At 61.0% G+C, this 20,113-nt stretch carries 18 protein-coding genes; 13 read left to right on the forward strand and 5 right to left on the reverse strand.

The features are described 5' to 3' along the window. Positions 1–85 precede the first annotated feature (85 nt). From QZ564_RS13365 to QZ564_RS13380, 4 genes are all read right to left on the reverse strand, one after another. Positions 86–598 (reverse strand): CopD family protein, encoded by a 513-nt coding sequence (locus tag QZ564_RS13365; protein ID WP_297110718.1) that lies wholly within the window; start codon positions 596–598, stop codon positions 86–88. Continuing rightward, complete coding sequence (locus QZ564_RS13370) at positions 595–1,347, reverse strand: cytochrome c oxidase assembly protein (protein WP_297110721.1); 753 nt, start codon at positions 1,345–1,347, stop codon at positions 595–597. The genes QZ564_RS13365 and QZ564_RS13370 overlap by 4 nt, the downstream gene beginning before the upstream one ends. Positions 1,348–1,420: 73 nt before the next feature. Continuing rightward, positions 1,421–4,090 (reverse strand): PQQ-binding-like beta-propeller repeat protein, encoded by a 2,670-nt coding sequence (locus QZ564_RS13375; RefSeq protein WP_297110724.1) that lies wholly within the window; start codon positions 4,088–4,090, stop codon positions 1,421–1,423. A 70-nt stretch (positions 4,091–4,160) separates the two neighbouring features. Then, a complete protein-coding gene (locus QZ564_RS13380; protein WP_297110727.1) occupies positions 4,161–5,204 on the reverse strand; it encodes a DNA topoisomerase IB in 1,044 nt (347 codons plus the stop codon). Positions 5,205–5,334: 130 nt separating this feature from the next. On the opposite strand from QZ564_RS13380, the gene QZ564_RS13385 reads away from it, so the two are divergent. The 13 genes from QZ564_RS13385 (at position 5,335) to QZ564_RS13445 (ending at position 18,720) form a co-directional block, all read left to right on the forward strand. Continuing rightward, on the forward strand, positions 5,335–6,219 hold the full coding sequence (locus tag QZ564_RS13385; protein WP_297110730.1) for a Ku protein: 885 nt from the start codon (positions 5,335–5,337) through the stop codon (positions 6,217–6,219). A gap of 2 nt (positions 6,220–6,221) precedes the next feature. Then, positions 6,222–8,750, forward strand: a complete 2,529-nt coding sequence (ligD, locus tag QZ564_RS13390) for a DNA ligase D (protein ID WP_297110733.1) — start codon at positions 6,222–6,224, stop codon at positions 8,748–8,750. A 133-nt stretch (positions 8,751–8,883) separates the two neighbouring features. Continuing rightward, positions 8,884–9,531, forward strand: a complete 648-nt coding sequence (locus QZ564_RS13395; protein ID WP_297110736.1) for a TetR/AcrR family transcriptional regulator — start codon at positions 8,884–8,886, stop codon at positions 9,529–9,531. Positions 9,532–9,563: 32 nt separating this feature from the next. Continuing rightward, positions 9,564–10,586: a ketol-acid reductoisomerase gene (gene ilvC, locus QZ564_RS13400; RefSeq protein ID WP_297110739.1), complete on the forward strand. Its 1,023-nt coding sequence runs from the start codon at positions 9,564–9,566 to the stop codon at positions 10,584–10,586. Between the two features lie 40 nt (positions 10,587–10,626). Continuing rightward, positions 10,627–11,358 carry a hypothetical protein gene (locus tag QZ564_RS13405; protein WP_297110742.1) on the forward strand — a complete coding sequence of 244 codons (732 nt, stop codon included), beginning with the start codon at positions 10,627–10,629 and terminating at the stop codon, positions 11,356–11,358. A gap of 93 nt (positions 11,359–11,451) precedes the next feature. After that, positions 11,452–13,221, forward strand: a complete 1,770-nt coding sequence (locus tag QZ564_RS13410) for a radical SAM protein (protein ID WP_297110745.1) — start codon at positions 11,452–11,454, stop codon at positions 13,219–13,221. Positions 13,222–13,408: 187 nt separating this feature from the next. Further along, positions 13,409–13,873 carry a GFA family protein gene (locus QZ564_RS13415; protein ID WP_297110748.1) on the forward strand — a complete coding sequence of 155 codons (465 nt, stop codon included), beginning with the start codon at positions 13,409–13,411 and terminating at the stop codon, positions 13,871–13,873. 3 nt (positions 13,874–13,876) lie between these two features. After that, complete coding sequence (locus QZ564_RS13420; RefSeq protein ID WP_297110751.1) at positions 13,877–14,374, forward strand: heme-degrading domain-containing protein; 498 nt, start codon at positions 13,877–13,879, stop codon at positions 14,372–14,374. Continuing rightward, the gene (locus QZ564_RS13425; protein ID WP_297110754.1) at positions 14,371–15,252 is read left to right on the forward strand and encodes a PhzF family phenazine biosynthesis protein; all 882 of its coding nucleotides are present in this window, start codon (positions 14,371–14,373) and stop codon (positions 15,250–15,252) included. The genes QZ564_RS13420 and QZ564_RS13425 overlap by 4 nt, the downstream gene beginning before the upstream one ends. A 66-nt stretch (positions 15,253–15,318) precedes the next feature. Then, positions 15,319–15,747: a hypothetical protein gene (locus QZ564_RS13430; protein WP_297110756.1), complete on the forward strand. Its 429-nt coding sequence runs from the start codon at positions 15,319–15,321 to the stop codon at positions 15,745–15,747. Positions 15,748–15,843: 96 nt separating this feature from the next. Then, positions 15,844–15,966: a hypothetical protein gene (locus tag QZ564_RS13435; protein ID WP_297110759.1), complete on the forward strand. Its 123-nt coding sequence runs from the start codon at positions 15,844–15,846 to the stop codon at positions 15,964–15,966. A gap of 118 nt (positions 15,967–16,084) precedes the next feature. Further along, positions 16,085–17,638 carry a 2-isopropylmalate synthase gene (locus tag QZ564_RS13440; protein ID WP_297110763.1) on the forward strand — a complete coding sequence of 518 codons (1,554 nt, stop codon included), beginning with the start codon at positions 16,085–16,087 and terminating at the stop codon, positions 17,636–17,638. Between the two features lie 137 nt (positions 17,639–17,775). After that, positions 17,776–18,720, forward strand: a complete 945-nt coding sequence (locus tag QZ564_RS13445; RefSeq protein ID WP_297110766.1) for an endonuclease/exonuclease/phosphatase family protein — start codon at positions 17,776–17,778, stop codon at positions 18,718–18,720. On the opposite strand, the gene QZ564_RS13450 is transcribed toward QZ564_RS13445, so the two are convergent. After that, positions 18,705–19,814, reverse strand: coding sequence for a pyridoxal phosphate-dependent aminotransferase (locus QZ564_RS13450; protein ID WP_297110769.1), 1,110 nt, complete (start codon positions 19,812–19,814; stop codon positions 18,705–18,707). The genes QZ564_RS13445 and QZ564_RS13450 overlap by 16 nt on opposite strands. Between the last annotated feature and the right edge of the window lie 299 nt (positions 19,815–20,113).

The following is a 20,113-nucleotide window of genomic DNA, read 5'->3' on the forward strand; positions in this document are numbered from 1 at the left end:
ATGCTCTCGGTATTGGCGACCATGGCGGCGGGCTTCGCCGGCTGGCATGGTGGCAAGCTGGTGTTCGATCATGGCGTGGGCCTCATCATCTCGCCCCGCCAATAAGCTGCTCGAACAGCTCTGAAAGCGCGCCGGGTGCGAAGAACCGGGCCAGAATGCCGGGCCATGCGATATCCGGCTTGCCCAGCACCAGCACCAGGATCGCGGCAATGGCCGAAAAGGTGAGGGTGAGAACGATCACAAAACGCGCCAGCGGATAGACCCCGCCCGGCTCGAAGAGCCGCAGGATCATCAGCCCGGAAAAGATGTGCACGCCGGTCATCACCGAAACGCCCACCAGCTTGGCTGAAAACCAGTTCTCATAGGTGCCCTGCAGAAAAATCAGCACCGTCCCGGAGGCGATCGCGACAAAGGCGGCGGGGGAGACCAGCCCGACATAGAAGAAACGGGTAAAGGCATGTAGCTTGTGCAGCGCCTCGCCCGACAATCCCCGCCGCTCCCGATAGAGCAGGGGCAGGGCGATCAGGCCCGCCGACCACCCCGCAATGGTCGCGACATGGATGAATTTGAGCCAGGTAACCAGCAAAGCGAGGCTCATTCAGCCACCGCCCTGTCCGTCCGGATCGCGTTAAGCAGCCGCCACAGTACAAGCGCCATCAGCGGCAGATTGGCCGGCACCCACATGATGAGCCCTGCCAATTGCTGGTCCTCCAGCGGCAAAAGGCCAAAACCCATCGTGCTGCCCAGATGCGGCAGATAGAGCGGGCTCGGCGCAAACACCAGCAGCGCGCCAAGCAGCCCCATCTGGATGGCGCTGCAGAGGGCCGAAATGCCTGCGGCCATCGCGGCACGGCTGCGCAGCAGGCCCAGCCACAGCCAAGTGAAGCTGCCCAAAAGGCTGACTTGCATGAGCCAATAGAGCGCGGGATGGGTGAAAGCGGATGTGTAGATGTCTGGTGCATGCCAGAGCCAGAGCGCCAGGGCCGAGAGCACCAGTGGCGGCAGCAACGCCATGCGCGTTCCCCATCGCGCGGGCAGGGTCAGCGCCAGCAGCGGCGCCAATACCATGGTCAGCGCCGCATGGTGCCCCACGCGCACTGAGAGCAGCGCAACGCTGAGCGCGCAAATCGGCGATACGAAGAGGATCACCGCCAGCAGCCACGCGCCAGCAAAGGCGAGCTGGCGATGGCGTCCTGCCTGCCGCAACAGCACAAATCCGGCCAGGGCCGTGAGGGTGAGGACAGAGAGCAGGGCGGGCTCGAAATTCCACCGGCCCCAGAGTGTCTCCAGGGTCGGTGGCGATCCGCAATAGCTCATGTCGAAGGAAAAGGCTGACGCTGGGTCCATTTCCGTTCCGGATGTTGGAGGTTGTCCCATTCCGCGCCACCCCCGTAAGGGAAGGGCGGATTGGGTCTTGCGGCTAAGGTTGCTCGTCGCCCTCGCTTCCGCTGGTGTCACCGCCGGGCAGCGCATAGGCGATGAAATAGTCGCCAATGGGCGTTTCCATGAAGTCATGGCCACCGGCATTGATGACCACGATCTGGCGACCTTGAGATTCGTAAGTCATCGGGGTTGCCTGGCCGCCGGCGGGCAGTGTCACTTCCCAGAGCCGCTCGCCGGTCTCGATATCGATGGCGCGGAAAAGGTCGTCGGTGGCCGCGCCGATGAAGAACAGGCCGGAAGCAGTGATGAAGCCACCGGCATTATTGGGCGTGCCGATATCGAATGGCAGCATGGAGGGAATGCCGAACGGGCCATTCTTGCGGGCGGTGCCGAAGGGGCGATCCCAAAGCATTTCGCGGGTATTGAGATCGATCGCGGCGATCCCGCCATAGGGCGGCTCCTTGCACAACAAGCCTGTGAACGGCACTCGCCAGCCGGCATTGACGCGAATGCCATAGGGCGCCTCGGCCTGCGGGCTGATCGAGCCATGCGAACCCGATCCTGCGGAGGGTTCATAGTTCGGATCGGCGATGGAATAGATGCCCATCTCGTCGACCTGCTCGCGTGGGATCAGCTGGTTGTAGTTCGGCATGTTGTTGTAATTGGCGATGAGGATGCCGCGTTCGGGATCGACGGCAATGCCGCCCCAGTCCGACCCGCCATTGTAGCCGGGGAACTGGATCCAGGGCTGATCGACCGTCGGCGGGGTATAGACGCCGTCATATTCGGCCTGGCGATACTGGATGCGACACCAGAGCTGGTCGAGCGGTGTGGCGCCCCACATATCGGCCTCGGTAATCTCGGGCTTCAAAAGATTGGGGAAGTCCGTGACATAAGGCTGGGTCGGTGACAGGCGCTCGGGCTCGACGCCACCCTGAGGGGCAGGACGCTCCTCGATATTGACCAGCGGCTCACCGGTTTCGCGATTGAGGATATAGAACTGTGCTTGCTTGGACGGCATGATGATGGCCGGAACCGGCCCCTCATCGGTGGGGAAATCCACCAAGGTACCTTGGCCGCCGAGGTCGTAGTCCCAGACATCGTAATGCACGGTCTGGTAGTGCCAGGCCACCTCGCCGGTTTCGACATCCAGAGCCACTATGGCGGTGGAGTAGGTGTTCTCCTGTTCCGAACGCGTGCCGCCCCAATAATCGACGGCCGAATTGCCCATGGGCAGATAGACCAGGCCAAGTTCGTCATCGCCTGAAGCAATGGTCCACATGTTCGGCGTGCCGGGCGAATAGATATCACCCTCCGGCGGCAGGCCGTTTTCGCCCGGACGGTTCATGTCCCAGGCCCATTCGAGTTCACCAGTGACGGCATTGTAGCCGCGGATAACACCCGAAGGTGCGGTGCGCTGCTGGTTGTCGCTGACCTGGCTGCCCACCACCAGCACGTCGCGCACCAAGGTCGGGGGCGAGGTCGGGGCGTAAAAGCCGGGCGCGGTATCGCCAATGCCTTCGAGCAGGTTGACCGTGCCGGCATTGCCGAAATCGGGGCAGGGCTGGCCGGTCTCGGTATCCAGCGCAATCATGCGCGCATCATGGGTGAGGTTCACCGTGCGGGTCGCGCAGATGTCGTCACGCTCGGCGGTCGGGTCCTCGAAATAGACAAGGCCCCGGCAGGAGGCGTTGTAGCCGACATTGTCGGTCGAAACCTCAGGGTCGTAGGTCCAGAATTCGGCGCCTGTGGCCGCGTCCAGCGCGGTGATGTGGTTGGTGGCTGAGCACAGGTACAGCCTGTCACCGACCTTGACCGGGGTGTTCTGGTTGCCGAAGGGCTCGTCGCCTTCCGGCATGTCGCCGGTACGGTATTCCCAGATTTTTTCGAGCTGGCCGACATTGTCCGGCGTAATCTGGTCGAGCGGCGAATAGCGCGTGGCGTGATTGGTGCCGCCATAGGCGGGCCAATCCCGTCCGACTTCGATGGATACGTAGGTCGGTTCCACGCCCTGCGGAGAGATCAACTCTTCTCCGCCCTCAAGCGGCGGGCCTTCCGGTGCGTCGCCAGCATCGGCCGGTTCGGCGGCGATGGCCGGTTCTGCCTGGGTTTCGGGTTCCGCTGGGGTGAGGGCGTCGCTTCCGGATGGGGGTGCCACCTGGTCGGTGCCAGGTTGGGTGCCGCTCTGTGGAACCGAGGGTTCCAGCTGGTTCCCGGGTTGCGCGACGGGCTCGTCGACTTCCTGTGCGATCGTGCTCTCAACGCCGTGGTTGGCTACACCAATGGCAGCGATGGCGCCCGTCATTGTAACCAGGGCTGCCATGGCTCCGGTCCCGAAGCGGCGCACAGAACCCCGGAGCGCGGGGAGCGTGGTCAGCACGAGAATGAGGACGATGGTTGGGGCGAGGAGCCGCGGGACCTGCGCCCACCAATCGAAGCCGGCCTCCCAGAATGCCCAGACTAGAGTTGCCACCCAGGTTATGAGGTAAATCCAGACAGCTGCCATCTCCCGCCGAAACAGAAACCATGCGGTGAGCAGCAGGCCGATGCCGGCCGGCAGGTAATACCAGGACCCGCCCAGGGTGATGAGCCACAGCCCGCCTGCCGCAATCGGCAGGCCGAAGACAAGCAGCACAACCCCGACAAACATGGTCCACCAGAAGCCAAATCCCCTATGGTCGTGGCGCGGCGATGCTTGCTCAGTCATGCTTCCCTCCAATAGCCTGCTTTGTCGTGCAACGCCCCGATCCGGCCACAGTTCCGAACTGATTGCGCCGTTAACGCCCGATGCGTCTGAGGAAGGCCGCGGTTTCAATCTCGTCTTCGTCGAGCCCTTCAATCCACTTCAGCCGCCTGGAGCGGCGAAGACTGTCCTCTTGCCAAGCCAAGGTGATGGCGGGGTGGACGTAGCACTGCCGGCACACTGTGCGGGTGTTTCCCAGCCGTGCCGCGACCTGATCCAGAACCTGATTGATGGTGCGCGTCCGCGCCGTCTTGGTCTCCGGCACATCGGTTTCCGAGAAGAGCCCGAAGGCACGCACTGTCGCCGCCCAGGTGCGAAAGTGCTTGGAAGTGAACTCCGATCCCGCGAAGGTGGCAATGTAGTCGTTGACGTCACGCGAGGTGATCGCGCTGCGTCCGCCTTCCGCCTGATACTGAAACAGATGCTGGCCGGGCATCTCCTGGAGGGACCGCACGATATTGGCGATCCTGCGATCGGTCAGTTGCAGGCGCCACTGCTTTCCGGATTTGCCCTTGAAGTGGAAATGCAGCGTCGCTCCGGTGATTTCGACGTGCCTGTTCCGCAGGGTTGTCAGTCCGAAGCTCTTGTTCTGGCGCATATAAGCGGGATTGCCGATACGGATCAGGCTGTGATCCAGCAGCCAGACGACAGAGGCCACGACTTTTTCATAACTGAAGCTGCGACGACGTAGATCGGCTTGCACCTGCTGGCGCAGCGCAGGCAAGGCTCTGGAAAAGTCGAGCAAGGTGTCAAATTTGGTGGCACTGCGATGCTCGGTCCATTGGGCATGATAGCGATATTGCTTGCGGCCCTTTTCGTCCCGCCCCGTGGCCTGGACGTGGCCGCAGGCAACCCTGCATATCCAGACGTCAGTCCAGGCCGGAGGAATTGCCAGCGCGCGAATGCGCTTGAGCTCTGATGGATCGGGGCGAATACCGCTGTCGTCGACATAGGAGAAGCCCGTGCCTCGCTTTTGCCGGCGCCAGCCGGGTTCCTCATCGGACGAGTAGACGAGCGTCGGGGCTGGTCCGATTTCGTCGGCCCTCATGCGGTCGAGCACCTGTCTTGCCAGTCTCATGGTTTGCCTCTCGGTCGCGCTGAGAATGGCGGTAGAGGCCAAAGCGTTCCCTTGGCCGCAGGAATGGGCCGGAACGGCGAGCCGGGTGTGGCGTTGAGTCGGCACATAACCCTGTCATCAGGACCAAGCCATGCCTGCCTCACGTCCGATCTGGAAAGGCCAGTTGCGCCTGTCTCTCGTTGCCATCCCGGTGGAACTGTTCAGCGCCGCGCGTTCGGGCGCCAAGCCAAGCTTCCGGCAAATTCACGAGCCAACCGGCAAGCCCATTCACTACGAAAAGGTCGTGGCGGGGGTGGGGCCGGTAGACAAGGACGAGATCATCAAGGGGTTCGAATATGAGAAGGGCGACTATGTTCTGCTCACGAACGAGGAGATCGATGCAGTCAAGCTCGAAACCCGCAAGACGCTCGAACTGACGCAGTTCGTGGGCGCGTGCGAGATCGACCCGATCTATTATGACAAATCCTATTTCGTGGTGCCGACCGATGAGCTGGCGGAGGACGCGTTTCGCGTCATTCGTGATGCGTTGCGCCAGACCGAGAAAGTCGGGCTTGGGCAGCTCTCGATGCGCGGCAAGGAGTATCTGGCAGCCATCAAGCCCTCAGGGACAGGGCTGATGCTGGAGACGTTGCACTACGAGGATGAGATCCGCAAAGCCGATCCCTTCTTCGCACAAATTTCCGGCAAGAAGGCGGAAGCCGATCTATTGGAGGTCGCGACGGCGCTGATCGAAAAGAAGACGGCACCATTCGATGCCGGGGCCTTCAAGGACCACTATCAGAGCGCATTGAGAGACCTGATCAAACGTAAGATGAAGTCCAAGGGCCGGAAGATCACCGCTACCGAAGAGGAGGCACCAGAGAGGCCGAGCGGGGAAAACGTGGTCGACCTGATGGCCGCGCTAAAGGAAAGCCTGGAAGGCGGTGGCAAGAAGAACGCACCTTCTTCTCGTAAGTCTTCGACCGGCCGGAAAACGACGTCGTCCTCTTCATCATCGCGCAAGAAGGCCGGTTGACCATGGCCACAAAGGCACAGGACTTGCTGAAGGACTACAAGGCGAAGCGCAATTTCGCCAAGACGCAGGAGCCGGCGGGCGCGGCCCCAAAACATGGCGAAGGTGGGCGGGGCAAGTTCGTCGTCCAGAAACACGACGCAACACGACTGCACTATGATTTCCGCATCGAACTGGATGGGGTGCTCAAGAGTTGGGCCGTCACCAAAGGGCCGTCAAATAATCCGGGCGACAAGCGCTTGGCGGTGCGGGTGGAGGACCACCCACTCGAATATGGAGGTTTCGAAGGCACCATTCCCGAGGGGGAATATGGCGGCGGCACCGTCATGTTGTGGGATCGAGGGACCTGGGAGCCGGTCGGCGACCCCCATGAGGGCCTTGCGAAGGGCGACCTCAAGCTTCGTCTCTATGGTCAGCGCATGAAGGGCGAGTATGTGCTGGTGCACATGAAGGGTCGCGACACCAAGCGCCGAAACGCGCCAGATCGCGAGAACTGGTTGTTGATCAAGCATCGGGACAGCTATGCGCGCGACAAGAATACGCTGACCACACGGTTCACGCGCTCGGTGGAGACGGGCCGTGACTTCAAGGCCATCGCGGCAGGCGGGAAGCCGGAAAAAGACAGCAATATGCCGGCCGAAAACGTATGGCGCTCTGATCCGGAGAAAGCTGAAAAGGACGACCAGAAATCCCGGATCACGGCAAAGGCGACTGATGCCAAGACGCCGGCTTTTCGTCCTGTGCAACTTGCCACGCTGGTCGACACTGTCCCCTCGGGCCACGGCTGGCTGTTCGAAATGAAATATGACGGCTATCGCTGCCTTGCCGCCGTCGCGGGAGACAGGGTGCGGCTTTATACCCGCAACGGGCTGGATTGGACGGACCGGTTCGGCGCCTTGGTCGAACCGCTACAGCAGCTCAAGATCGGCTCAGCGCTCATTGATGGGGAGATCTGTGCCTTCGACGGCAAGGGACGAACGGACTTTTCCACGCTCAAGAATGTCCTGTCCGATGGCGGGCGACTGGAATTTTTCGCCTTCGACTTGTTGGAAGCCGATGGCGATGACCTGACAAAACTGCCCCTGGTGGAGCGAAAGACGCGGCTCGAAGCCCTGCTCGGCAAGTCCACCAAGAAGGACCCGGTCCAGTATTCCTCGCATGTCACGGGGCACGGTCAAAAGGTGCTCGACGCGCTGTGCCGCGATGGGCATGAGGGCGTGATCGCCAAGCGGGCTGACGCGCCCTACCGGGGTGAGCGGACCAAGGGCTGGCTTAAGATCAAGTGTCTCAAGCGGCAGGAATTTGTCATCGGGGGGTGGTCACCTTCGACCAAGCGACGGGGTTTTGCGTCGCTGCTGTTGGGCACCTGGGAAGGCGACAAGTTGCTCTACCGGGGGCGCGTCGGCACCGGCTTCAGCCAGGACGTGCTGGCCGAACTCGACCAAAAACTGCAAAAGCTCCGTCGCAAGACCAGCCCATTCGATGCTGTGCCAAGGGAGCGATCGCGCGGTGCGCGCTGGGTGCGACCTGAGCTGGTGGCGGAGATTGCCTATGCCGAACTCACCGGGGACGATATTCTTCGCCATCCCAGCTTTATCGGCCTGCGCGGTGACAAGCCCGCCAAGGAGGTTCGCATGGAACAGAGCCAGGGGATCGATGATGACGGCGAGGCCGTGGCTGAGAAACTCGGCGTGCGCCTGACTTCTCCGGACCGGGTGGTTTATCCGGGGCAGGGGATCACCAAGTCACAGTTGGTGGCCTATTATGAAGACGTGGCCAAGGCCATGTTGCCGCATATCGAAAACCGCCCCCTCAGCCTGGTGCGCTGCCCGCAAGGGCGCGCGAAGCACTGCTTCTTCCAGAAGCACGATACGGGCGGTTTCCCCGAGCAACTCAAGGCCAAGCCAATCACCGAGAAGGACGGCGACACGAAGGACTATTTCTACGTCGATGACCTGGCCGGTCTGGTCGCGGGGACGCAGATGAATGTGCTCGAATGGCACATCTGGGGCTCCCGCTTCGGCCATATCGAGAAGCCGGACCGACTGGTGTTCGATATCGATCCCGACGAGGGACTTGGATTTGGCGCCATAACGAGCGCTGCTCTCGATATCCGGGATCGGCTGAAGGCGGTGGGGCTAACCAGTTTTCCCATGGTTTCGGGTGGAAAGGGCATCCACGTTGTCGTGCCGCTGAAGCCGCAGGCGGAATGGGCAGAGGTCAAGGCATTCTGCAAGGCCTTCGCACAGCAGCTGGCCGATGATGAGCCTGACCGCTACACAGCGAACATGTCCAAGGCGCGCCGCAAGGGCCGGCTGTTCATTGACTATCTGCGCAATGAACGCGGCTCGACCGCGATCTGTCCGTGGTCGGTTCGTTCCCGTGCTGGCGCACCCGTGGCGGTGCCGGTTTCCTGGGATGAGGTTCCCAAGCTCAATGGGGCCAACACGTTTTCGTTGGCGGAGGCGGCAGAGCGGGCCAGCGACAATGCCTGGCCGAATTATTTCCGGCAGAAGCAGGTCTTGCCCGACTGACCCGGAGCCGCCCCAGAATTTCTGCTTCGCCCGCAAATAGCACTTGCTTCGAACCGTACCGTACGGTACGCCTCTCTTCATGCAATGACGCCCGGACTTTCGGCGGCGGATTTCGACGGAGAGGGATGGTCCTGTGGCCCTGGCCATCAAGGTCAACGAAGAGACATTCACGCCCCGGCAGCAGGCAGTGCTGACGGCCGCGCTGGATTTGCTCGTCGAAAATGGCGACGGGCTGACGATGACGGCCGTGGCGCGCCGCGCCTCGTGCTCCAAGGAAACGCTCTACAAATGGTTTGGTGACCGCGACGGCCTGCTGACCGCGACGGTGCAGTGGCAGGCGGCCAAGGTGCGCATGCCCTTTGTCGATCGCAGCCACCTCAATCTCAAGGCGCTGCGCGCCAGTCTTGAGCAGTTTGCGCGCGACCTGCTGACCACCATAATCGGCGAAGTCTCCATCACCCTCAATCGCACCGCCATTACCCATGCGGCGCAGGAGAAGGACGATCTGGGCAATATCGTTCTGGAGAACGGCCCTCTGGCCATCCGGCGACGTCTCAAGCCCATCCTCGAAGCAGCTCGCGATGCTCGGTTGCTGCGATTCCCGTCGAGCGAGGAGGCATACCGCACCTTTTTCGGTCTCGTCGTCCGCGACGTGCAGATCCGTCTGCTGCTCGGCGACAAGGGCCTCACCCAATCCAATGTCGAGGCCAACATCGAAGCAGATGTGAAGACCGCGGCGGATCAATTCCTGGCCCTCTATGGGGCCAAGGCCAACTCTTAGAACAAATCGCACAGTTTCCAGGGAGAACCCCAATGCGCGTCTATTACGATCGTGATGCCGATCTCAACATCATCAAATCCAAGAAAGTGGCCATTATCGGCTACGGCTCGCAGGGCCATGCCCATGTGCTGAACCTGCGGGATTCGGGTGTCACCAATGTCGCCGTGGGCCTGCGTCCCGGTTCTGCCTCGGCCAAGAAGGCCGAAGGCGAGGGCCTCAAGGTCATGTCGGTTGCCGAGGCGTCCGCCTGGGCTGACGTGATCATGCTGCTCATCCCGGACGAGCTGCAGGCCGATACCTACAAGAAGGACATCGAGCCCAATATCCGTGACGGCGCAGCTCTCGCTTTCGCCCATGGTCTCAACGTCCACTTCAACCTGATCGAACCCAAGTCGACCGTCGACGTGATCATGATCGCACCGAAGGGTCCGGGTCACACCGTGCGCGGCGAATACCAGAAGGGTGGCGGCGTGCCGTGCCTGATCGCCGTGCACCAGGACGCTTCGGGCAATGCCCATGATATCGCGCTGGCCTATGCCTCGGGCGTTGGTGGCGGCCGTTCGGGCGTCATCGAGACCAACTTCCGTGAGGAATGCGAAACGGACCTGTTCGGCGAGCAGGTCGTGCTCTGCGGTGGCCTGGTCGAGCTGATCCGCGCCGGCTTCGAGACGCTGGTGGAAGCCGGTTACGCGCCGGAAATGGCCTATTTCGAGTGCCTGCACGAAGTGAAACTGATCGTCGACCTGATCTACCAGGGCGGCATTGCCAATATGAACTACTCGATCTCGAATACGGCCGAGTGGGGCGAATATGTCACCGGTCCGCGCATCATCACCTCGGAAACCAAGGCCGAGATGAAGCGCGTCCTGCACGATATCCAGTCGGGCAAGTTCACCTCCGAGTGGATGCAGGAAATCAAGTCGGGCGGTGGCGCTCGCTTCAAGGCGACCCGTCGCCTGGCCGACGAGCATCCGATCGAGGAAGTCGGTGCCAAGCTGCGCGACATGATGCCGTGGATCAAGGCCGGCGCCCTGGTCGACAAGGCAAAGAACTAAGAACGCGAGAAACGGGGGCTTCGGCCCCCGTTTTGTTTTGATGTCCATTACAATCAGTCGCATCACCGATATCGATATTCGCCTGGTGCCGGGTGGATGGCCAATGCCGAGGTCCCTGCGCGATCGCGTTTCAGACGTATGGGCGCAGACCAAGGCGTTGAAGCCCAACACATGGGATGGACGCATTCTCGGTTTCACAAAGCCCGTGATCGGTCATGACGGCGTCTTGCGGGCCGAGGCGCGTGAAGATGCCTACTCGGCATTTCTCACCTGGCGCGAGAGCGGCTTCCCCGATATCGGCATGGTGCATCTTTTCGGGACTGCGCTGATCCAGTCATCTGATGGCGCGGTGATTTACGGCGTCATGAGCGGGGACACGCTCAATGCGGGGCGTGTGTACCCGCCTGGCGGTTCGCTGGAGCCGCGAGACGTGCGGACCGATGGACGGGTCGATGTGCATGCCAGCATCGCCACGGAACTGTGGGAAGAAACCGGTCTGCATGCCTGGGACGCCGTTGAAGGACCCCTCCTTGCCGTCCACGACGGCCCTCGCTTTTGCGTATCGCGGCTATTGAAGTTCGACATGGGCTCCAGCGCCCTCGTTTCAAAGATACGCGCAAACTTGAAAGCCCAGGCCAAACCTGAACTCGCTGACGTCGTGGCCTGCCGCTCCATCAAAGATGCCGAAGATGCGGGTGAACTCGTTCCGTACGCAGCGGCCCTGTTGGACTATGTCAGGTCCATCGGCACAGTCGCGGGAGTAGTACCCTAGAGCCGCTGGGCCTGAGGGGTTTCCCCTCTGCGCCATTCTGTTAGGTTAACCGCAGCGTCGTCAGTTTTAGGCCTTCCCATAAGGGAGACTATCGTGACTTTGACCAAGCAGTTCCGGCTCTATCTGATCAAGCCATCCCATTACGATGACGATGGCTATGTCATTCAGTGGAGGCTTTCACCCATACCGTCCAACTCGCTGGCCTCCGTTCATGGCCTGGTCCGCGATGTGATCGACCGCAGGGCGCTTGGGGACACGTGGCAGGTAGACGTCGAAACCATCGACGAGACCAATACCGAAATCGACACCAGGGCCATTATTGCTGACTGCCAGGCGGCAGATGCGGCGCTCGTCATGCTCATCGGCGTGCAATCGAACCAATTCCCGCGGGCGCTCGACATCGCCCGGCCACTCAAAGCCGCCGGTGTGCAAGTTGCCATCGGCGGTTTTCACGTCTCGGGGGTCATTTCCATGCTCCAGGGCGAGGACGCCGATTACAAGGCGGCGAAGGACATGGGTATTTCCCTGTTTGCCGGAGAATTGGAGGGACGAACGGACACCGTTCTGGCAGATGCGATCGCTGGCGATCTGAAGCCGCTCTACAATTTCATGAACGATCTGCCGGGCATCGAGGATACGCCGGTGCCCTTCATGCCGGCCGAGCACGTGTCGCGCACCGCTTACAATCTGACCAGTTTTGATGCGGGCAGGGGGTGTCCGTACCAGTGCTCGTTCTGCACCATCATCAATGTGCAAGGCCGCAAGTCACGCCGCCGGTCTCCGGACGACATCGAGAAGATCATCCGGCTCAATATGAGCCAGGGCGTGCACCGCTATTTCATCACCGACGACAATTTCGCCCGCAACAAGGATTGGGAAGCGATCCTCGACCGGCTGATCCATATGCGGGAAGTCGAGGGACTGAAGTTCAACTTCATCATCCAGGTGGATACGCTTTGCCACCGCATCCCGAATTTCATCGAGAAGTGCTCTCGGGCCGGGGTGACGCGGGTGTTCATCGGATTGGAGAACGTTAATCCGGCCAATTTGAAGGACGCCAAGAAGCGGCAGAACAAGATCACCGAATACCGGGTCATGCTGCAGGAATGGAAGAAGTGGCGGGTCATCACCTATGCCGGCTACATCCTGGGCTTTCCCACCGATACGCCCGAACGGATCATGCATGATATCGACGTGGTCAAGCGCGAACTGCCCGTCGACATTCTTGAGTTCTTCTTTCTGACGCCCCTGCCGGGTTCGGAAGACCATCAGAAGCTGCATCGGGCAGGCGTGACAATGGACCCCGATCTCAACAAATATGATCTCAATCACTACACCACCGCCCATCCGACGATGAGCAAGGCCAAGTTCGAGAAGGTCTATGCCGACGCCTGGAGCCGCTACTATTCGCTGGACCATGTCGAGACCATCATGCGGCGGGCGGCCGCTTCGCAAATCTCGACCTCCCAGGTCCTGCTGCTCTGCACCTGGTTCATGGGGGCCCTCAAGATCGAGGGGGTGCATCCGCTTGAGGTGGGCTGGATTCGCCGGAAATCGCGGCTCAACCGGCGCAATGGCATGCCGATCGAACCGGCGATCCTATTCTACCCGAAATACTACCTTGAGCTGGGATGGAAGCTCGGTCGCTGGGCATGGCTCTATTTCCGCTTCGGCTTGAAGCAGCTCAAGGTCGAGCGCGACCCCAACCGTCATGCTTATAGCGATCTGGCCATGTCGCCGGTCACTGATCACGATTCGGAAGACCTTGAACTCTTCAAGACCAGCGATGCACTGGCCTGGCTCGATCAGCAGAAGCGGATCAACGACGCACAGCACGGCATAAAGACACCAGCCGCGGAGTAGGTGGCGCCAACCGGAGACATTCCCAGTGGGACGGGTCGCCGACCGCCTTTCGAGCATAGCTCTTTAGGCCTCCTTGGTTTGGAAAGGCTTCACTGAAGGCTTTCATCTGCCGTGCAGACCGCCTGCGGCGCTTCAAATCATCACACAACTCGCCTAGAACTTCTCCCAAGCATGAGGGAGATGAGTCATGGCGCTACCTGATTTTCCAGTCGAAGGCGGATGTTCCTGCGGGCAGGTGCGTTATCGACTGAAGGCTTCGCCGCTCAGCGTCTACAACTGTCACTGCAAGGACTGTCAGCGCTATTCCGGCGCCGGCTGGTCGATGTCGATGATCGTCAAGGACGACGACTTCGAGGTGCTCTCGGGAGACACAGAGGTCTATGCCCGCACAGCGGATAGCGGCAATGTCATTGCCATGCACTTCTGCAGCAACTGCCAGACCTGGCTGTGGAATGTCCCTCCCGCAGGCGGCATAAAGGTCGCGCGGGCGGGTTCCCTCGATGACATGGATTGGGCAGCGCCCATCGGCAATATCTGGACTGACAGCAAGGCCGCCTGGGCCGAGATTGATCCGGCCCAAACCAATTTCCCCAAGGGCGCGACGGATCGGGCCCCCCTTTTCGACGCATGGAAGCGCGCGCACCAGGACTGAACCATGAGCACACAAGACGATATTTCCCTGGTCATACGCCAGGAGAACGAGCTGGTTTTGTCTCGCTTTGACGAAGCCATTGCCTTCGATATTGGTGCCGCGGTGCGGGGTCGGGCCCTCAATGAAGGCCTATCGCTGGTGGTGGATCTCAGGACGTGGGACCGGCAGCTGTTCTTTTCGGCAACGCCCGGAACCAGCGCTGACAACGCCGAATGGGTACGCCGCAAGATCAACTCGGTCCGGCGCTTTCAACGTGCGAGCTATAGGCTCGTGCTGGAGCGTGGCGAGGGGCCGTTTCCGCCGCAATCGGGCGCTGACCCTGCCGACTTTGTGATTGCCGGGGGAGGTTTCCCGATCCGCGTCACAGGGGCGGGCATCATCGGGTCTTTGACAATTTCGGGGTTGCCCGGTCGTAAAGACCATGGCGTTGCCGTCGATGTATTGTGCGATCATCTGGGCAAGAACCGGTCGGACTACGCCCTGCCGGAGGTGACCAATTGAGGCTGCCCTATCTCATTCTTGATGTCTTCACCCGCTCACCCCTCAAGGGGAATGCGCTGGCGGTGGTGCCGAAAGCGGACGGGCTGATGGACAATGAAATGCAGGCGATTGCCCGCGAATTCAATCTCAGCGAGACCGTGTTCATCTGCAAACCGCAGAACGAGCGGAACAGCGCCGCTTTGCGCATTTTCACGCCCTTTCAGGAATTGCCCTTTGCTGGGCATCCGACCGTTGGGGCAGCAGTGACGCTGGGGTTGAACAGCCGCGCCTCGGCCATCCGCATGGAGGAGAAGGTCGGTTTGGTGACGGCCCTGTTCGAACGGCTTGATCGACGGAGTGGTGAAGCTCGGTTTACCCTTCCGAGTCTGCCCCGGCGCCTTGCCGATCTGCCCGACCGGCTCGGGATGGCGCAGGCGCTGGGTATCGATGTCGAGGACATCGGGTGCGACTTCTACAGGCCTGCCGTGTTTTCTGCCGGTGTGACCTTCCATCTGGTCCCGGTGCGCGATGCCCGGGTACTAAGGAAGGTGAGCGTCAACAAGACGGCCTGGGACCAGGTGTTCCACCACGAGCATCACTCGGCCTATGTGTTCACCCTGACCCCGGAAGAGCGCGATAATGACATCGCCGCCCGCATGTTCGGCATGGATATTGGCGAGGATCCGGGGACCGGATCAGCCGCGGCGGCACTGATCGGCATGCTTTCGGAACAGGCGCTTGGCTCGGGCCAGACCGATTACGTCCTGCGCCAGGGTCATGAGATGGGGCGGCCATGCCGCATCACTCTGCAGTTGCGCAAGGACAATGATGTTCTTGTCCATGGTGCCATTGGCGGAGAGGCCGTTGTGGTTGGCGAGGGGGTTCTGGACCTGGACTGACCCTCTTCCGCATTTGTACCGGAGTGCTAGTATCGCACTGGGGAACAGCAGCAAGAGGGTCGGACGATGGACGTCGTCATCAATCTCCTGATCTGGGTGCATATCATCGCGTTCATTGCCGGCGGCTCAAATTCAGTGGTCGGCCCGGTCATTGGTGGGCGTCTGGCTGCGGCAACGCCGGACCAGCGCACCGCCTATTTTGGGGTGATGAACACCCTGTCGCAGGTGGGCAAGGTGGCAATGGTCGCGCTGCTCATCACCGGGCCGCTGATCATGTTCATGAAATATGGCGGCTTGGGCGGCGCATCCGTCTGGTTCTGGGTCAAGATGGTGCTGGTCGCCGTGATGCTGGCGGCGATCATCTATGGCGGTATCCAGTTCAAAAAGTCACAGGGCGGCGATGCGGAAGCGGGCAAGCTGGCCGATACCGCGCACAAGCTCACGGCAGTCGCGTTCCTCGGCGTTCTACTCTCGGCAGTGTTTGCGTTCGGGTAAGCAGAAAAAAGTAACATAATTCACGAGGCTACCCTTGCACCGGGCAGCGGCTTGGCGCATTGTCTTTCGCAATTGAAGCCGTACCAGAGCGTACTCATGCAGCGCCGCCGCGCAAAAGCCATTGCCATCGCACAGACCCAGGCTATCCAGGCCCGGTTGGTGCTGGCTGCTGGCCTGCTGCTGCTTCCGGCGCTTCTTCTCCTTCTTATCAGCCCCTGATTACCGGCAGCTCGGACTAGCGAGCGGGTCGTCAGGGGATTTTGGCAGCAACCGAACATTACAACATGTCCGGTCCAGCGGGTTTTCGCTTTCGGGCCGATAGGAAACAGAGAACTAAATGTCCGTCGACAGCAACAAAGAGCGCGTCTTCATCTTTGACACCACCCTGCGCGATGGCGAGCAATCGCCCGGCGCTACCATGACCCTGGAGGAAAAGCTTCAGGTCGCCGAGGCCCTGGACGAGATGGGCGTCGATATCATCGAAGCTGGTTTCCCGATCGCGTCCAACGGTGACTTCGAAGCCGTGGTGGCCGTGGCCAAGCAGGTCAAGAATGCCACGGTCGCCGGTCTGGCCCGCGCCATCACCGCCGATATCGACCGGGCCGGCGAGGCCGTTCGCCACGCCCGCAAGGGGCGCATCCATACCTTCGTTTCCACCTCGCCGATCCATCTGGCGCATCAGATGAAGAAGACCGAAGACGAGGTCATCGAGATCATCGCCCGCACGGTCACCCAAGCCCGCAACCTCATCGACGATGTGGAATGGTCGGCCATGGACGCGACACGCACGCCGATGGAGTTTCTCAAGCGGTGCGTGGAAACGGCTATCAAGGCCGGGGCGACTACGATCAATCTGCCCGATACGGTCGGATATGCCGTGCCCGAAGAGCATTTCCGGATGTTCAAGGAGATCATCGAAAGCGTTCCGGGCGCCGATAAGGCCATCTTCTCAGTGCACTGTCATGACGATCTCGGCATGGCCGTGGCCAATTCTCTGGCGGGCGTGGCGGGCGGTGCCCGGCAGATCGAATGCACGATCAATGGTCTCGGCGAGCGCGCCGGCAATGCGGCGCTGGAAGAAGTGGTGATGGCACTGCGTACCCGCGGTGACGCCATGCCCTACTACACGGAAATTGACAGCACACAGCTGTCGCGGACCAGCAAGATCGTTTCAGCCGCTTCGAATTTCCCGGTGCAGTACAACAAGGCCATTGTGGGCAAGAACGCGTTCGCCCATGAGAGCGGCATCCATCAGGATGGCATGCTGAAGAACGCCGAAACCTACGAAATCATGACCCCTGCCAGTGTCGGCATCAAGGAAACGACGCTGGTCATGGGCAAGCATTCGGGCCGCGCCGCGTTCAAGGACAAGCTCAAGGAATTGGGTTACGAACTGGGCGACAATGCCTTCCAGGAAGCATTCCAGCGTTTCAAGGATCTGGCCGACCGCAAGAAGCATGTTTACGACGCGGATATCGTGGCCCTTGTGGATGACGAAGTCGGCTCGGTCGGTGATCGGATACGGCTCGTCGATATGGAGGTTGTCTCCAAGACCGGCGGGGTGCACCGCTGCAACCTGACCGTCACCATCGATGGTGAATCCTCAAGCGTTTCCTTCGAGGGCACAGGGTCGGTCGATGCCATTTTCAACGCCATCAAGGCGGCCTCGGGGCAGAACCCGCATCTGGTTCTCTATGCCGTGGATGGCGTGACCGGTGGCACCGATGCGCAGGCCTCGGCCCATGTCCGGCTTGAAATGAACGGTCGTATCGCCTCGGGCAATGCTGCGGAGCCGGATACGCTGGTGGCCTCTGCCCGCGCCTACCTCAATGCGCTCAATCGTGTGATGATCGAGCGGGGTGCCTCGGCGCAGGGTGCCTTGGCCGGTTAGCGGCCCTGTGGATCCTGGCTCACGCCACACGATGCCAACCTGCAAAAGTGCAAGGCTGCCCATCCGGTGGTGGCCTTGCCGATGCGGACAAAAGCTGATCTAGCCTGAGCGGCTCTGAAGAGACGGCGGGTTGGTGGATGCTGGGGAAAGCTGAGTTTCGAGGCGGTCTACTGACCCTGGGCGGATTGCTGTTAGTCGTCCTCGCCTTGATCCAGTTCCAACCAGGTTTCCCGGGCGAGCTGCTGCTGCAAAGCCTGCGGTTTCACATCCTCGCCGCCGGATTTGTCCTGGCGCTGCTGATTGTGACGCTGGGCGCGCGTTGGCGAGGCGGCGCGCTGATGCTGGTTGTGCTGGCTGTTGCGGTTCACGATGCGCGCTATGTTCTGGAGTTCCAGAACCGCCGTTTTGAGCCGAGTGGAGCGCCCCTCACTCAGTTCGAATTTCTCAGCTTCAACGTGCTGACCGGCAACCGGACATCAACGGAACTTGTCGATGCGATCGTAGCCGACCCGCCAGATGTCGCCCTCATCATGGAAACGCCCGGCATCGAAGAGCATCTGGAGCGGTTGGCTCAGGCGCTGCCGCATAGGGCAGGATGCGACGACCCCCGAAAGTGCGATATCTCGCTGCATTCCCGCATTCCGTTTGAATCCGTCGAGGTACGGACCCTGCCACCACTCAATCGTCAGCGGTTGGTGATCGGGAAGCTGAATCTCGACGGCCAATCAGTCACTATTGTCGGGGTGCATCTGACCAAGCCGCATTACGACGGGATTTCGGAGGCAGAACTTTGGCACATCAATCGCGTGCTAGAGGGGATTGATGGCCCGCTGGTGCTCGCTGGAGACTTCAATGCCGCCTCTTGGTCGTCGACGCTGCTTCGTATCGGTGAACGGCAGAATCTGGCACCGGGACCCTGGCAACCCGCGACCTGGCCGGTTCGCCTCGGGCCCCTCGGCGTCCCGATTGATAACATGTTTACCCGCGGGTCGGCGCAGCTGATACACTTGGAGACAGGCGACAGCATCGGATCGAACCATCGCCCCCTGAGGGCAGTGGTGGGCCTTTACGGCGAACCCTGAGCCGCTCTGAGAGCCAGCGGCATGGCCTGCTCCAGAATGTCGAGCTGTTCGTCCGGACCGGCGCTGATGCGAATATGCTGGTCCAGTCCCGGTGCCGCGGGCTTGCGCACGAACACGCCCTGCTCTCCCAAGGCTTCCAGTACCCGCACCGCATAGGCGCCGTTCCGCCCACAATCGATGGCCACGAAATTGGTGGCGGAGGGGAGGGCGGTAAGGCCATTGGCATTGGCGATGCGACTGATGCGTGTTCGCGCCGCCGCGATCGACTCGACCGCTTGGTGCAGGTAGGCCTGGTCGTCCAAGGCCGCCAAGGCGGCAACCTGTGCCAGCTTGTTGACCCCGAAGTGGTTGCGGATGCGATTGAATGCGCCTGCGATGCGTCGATTGGCAATCGCGTAGCCACACCTTAGCCCTGCGAGGCCATAAGCCTTGGAAAAGGTGCGCAGGCGCAGGAGATTGGGGCGGCTGGTATCGATCCGCGGGAAATCGTCTGGCGCCGTCTCCATATAGGCTTCGTCCAGAACGATGAGGCAGGTCTCCGGTACCGCTTCTATAAACCGTTCAATGTCGGCGGCCGGCCAGAATGATCCCATCGGATTGTCCGGATTGGCCAGATAGACCATGCGCGCATTGGTCTGGCGCGCCATGGCGGCGAGCGCTTCGGGATCCTCGTGATATCGCTGGTAGGGCACAAAGCGCAGATCACCGCCGAAACCAACGACATGATAGTTGAACGTTGGATAAGCACCCAGAGAAGTGACCACTACGTCTCCAGGCGCAATGAACAGCCGCACGAGCAGTCCCATCAGGCCGTCGATGCCCTCGCTGACCGCAATCTCGTCGTTGCCGATTCCCAGATGCGCAGCCAATGCCTCCCGCAGGGCGAAGTTTTCCGGGTCTGGATAGGTCCAGACGCCTGGCGCTGCGTCGCGCAGGGCGGCTATGACTTTCGGGCTGGGGCCAAAGCCGGATTCGTTGGCGCCGATGCGGGCGCGTGTTGGAATGCCGGTTCGGCGTTCGATCGCTTCCGGCCCAACAAACGGAACTGTTTCGGGCAACGCTTCGACGATGGGCGTAAACGGGGGGTGGGGCACTGTAGAACTCTGCGCTACGATTTCGTTACCATACTAGCGGCAAAGGCGCAGCTTTCCAGCCTGACAGACTCGCAACGATGAGACGAAGCCCTGCTTTCTTGAGTCGGTCCCGAAGGCACCCTGGGAGAACCAGACTCCCTTGCTTCGCACAGTTCTACACAAGCACAAGCGGTTTCCACCGGCCGCAGAGCCCCGGTCGCCCTGGCATTCGCTGAGGCAGAGCATGCTGCGTTAATTTGAATTGAATGCGCGGCAAGCTGGCAAGAAGTGGAGAACTATGAAGGTTCAACTTCGATGGG

This window comes from uncultured Devosia sp. (assembly GCF_913055165.1).
In the GTDB taxonomy this organism is placed as follows: Bacteria; Pseudomonadota; Alphaproteobacteria; order Rhizobiales; family Devosiaceae; genus Devosia.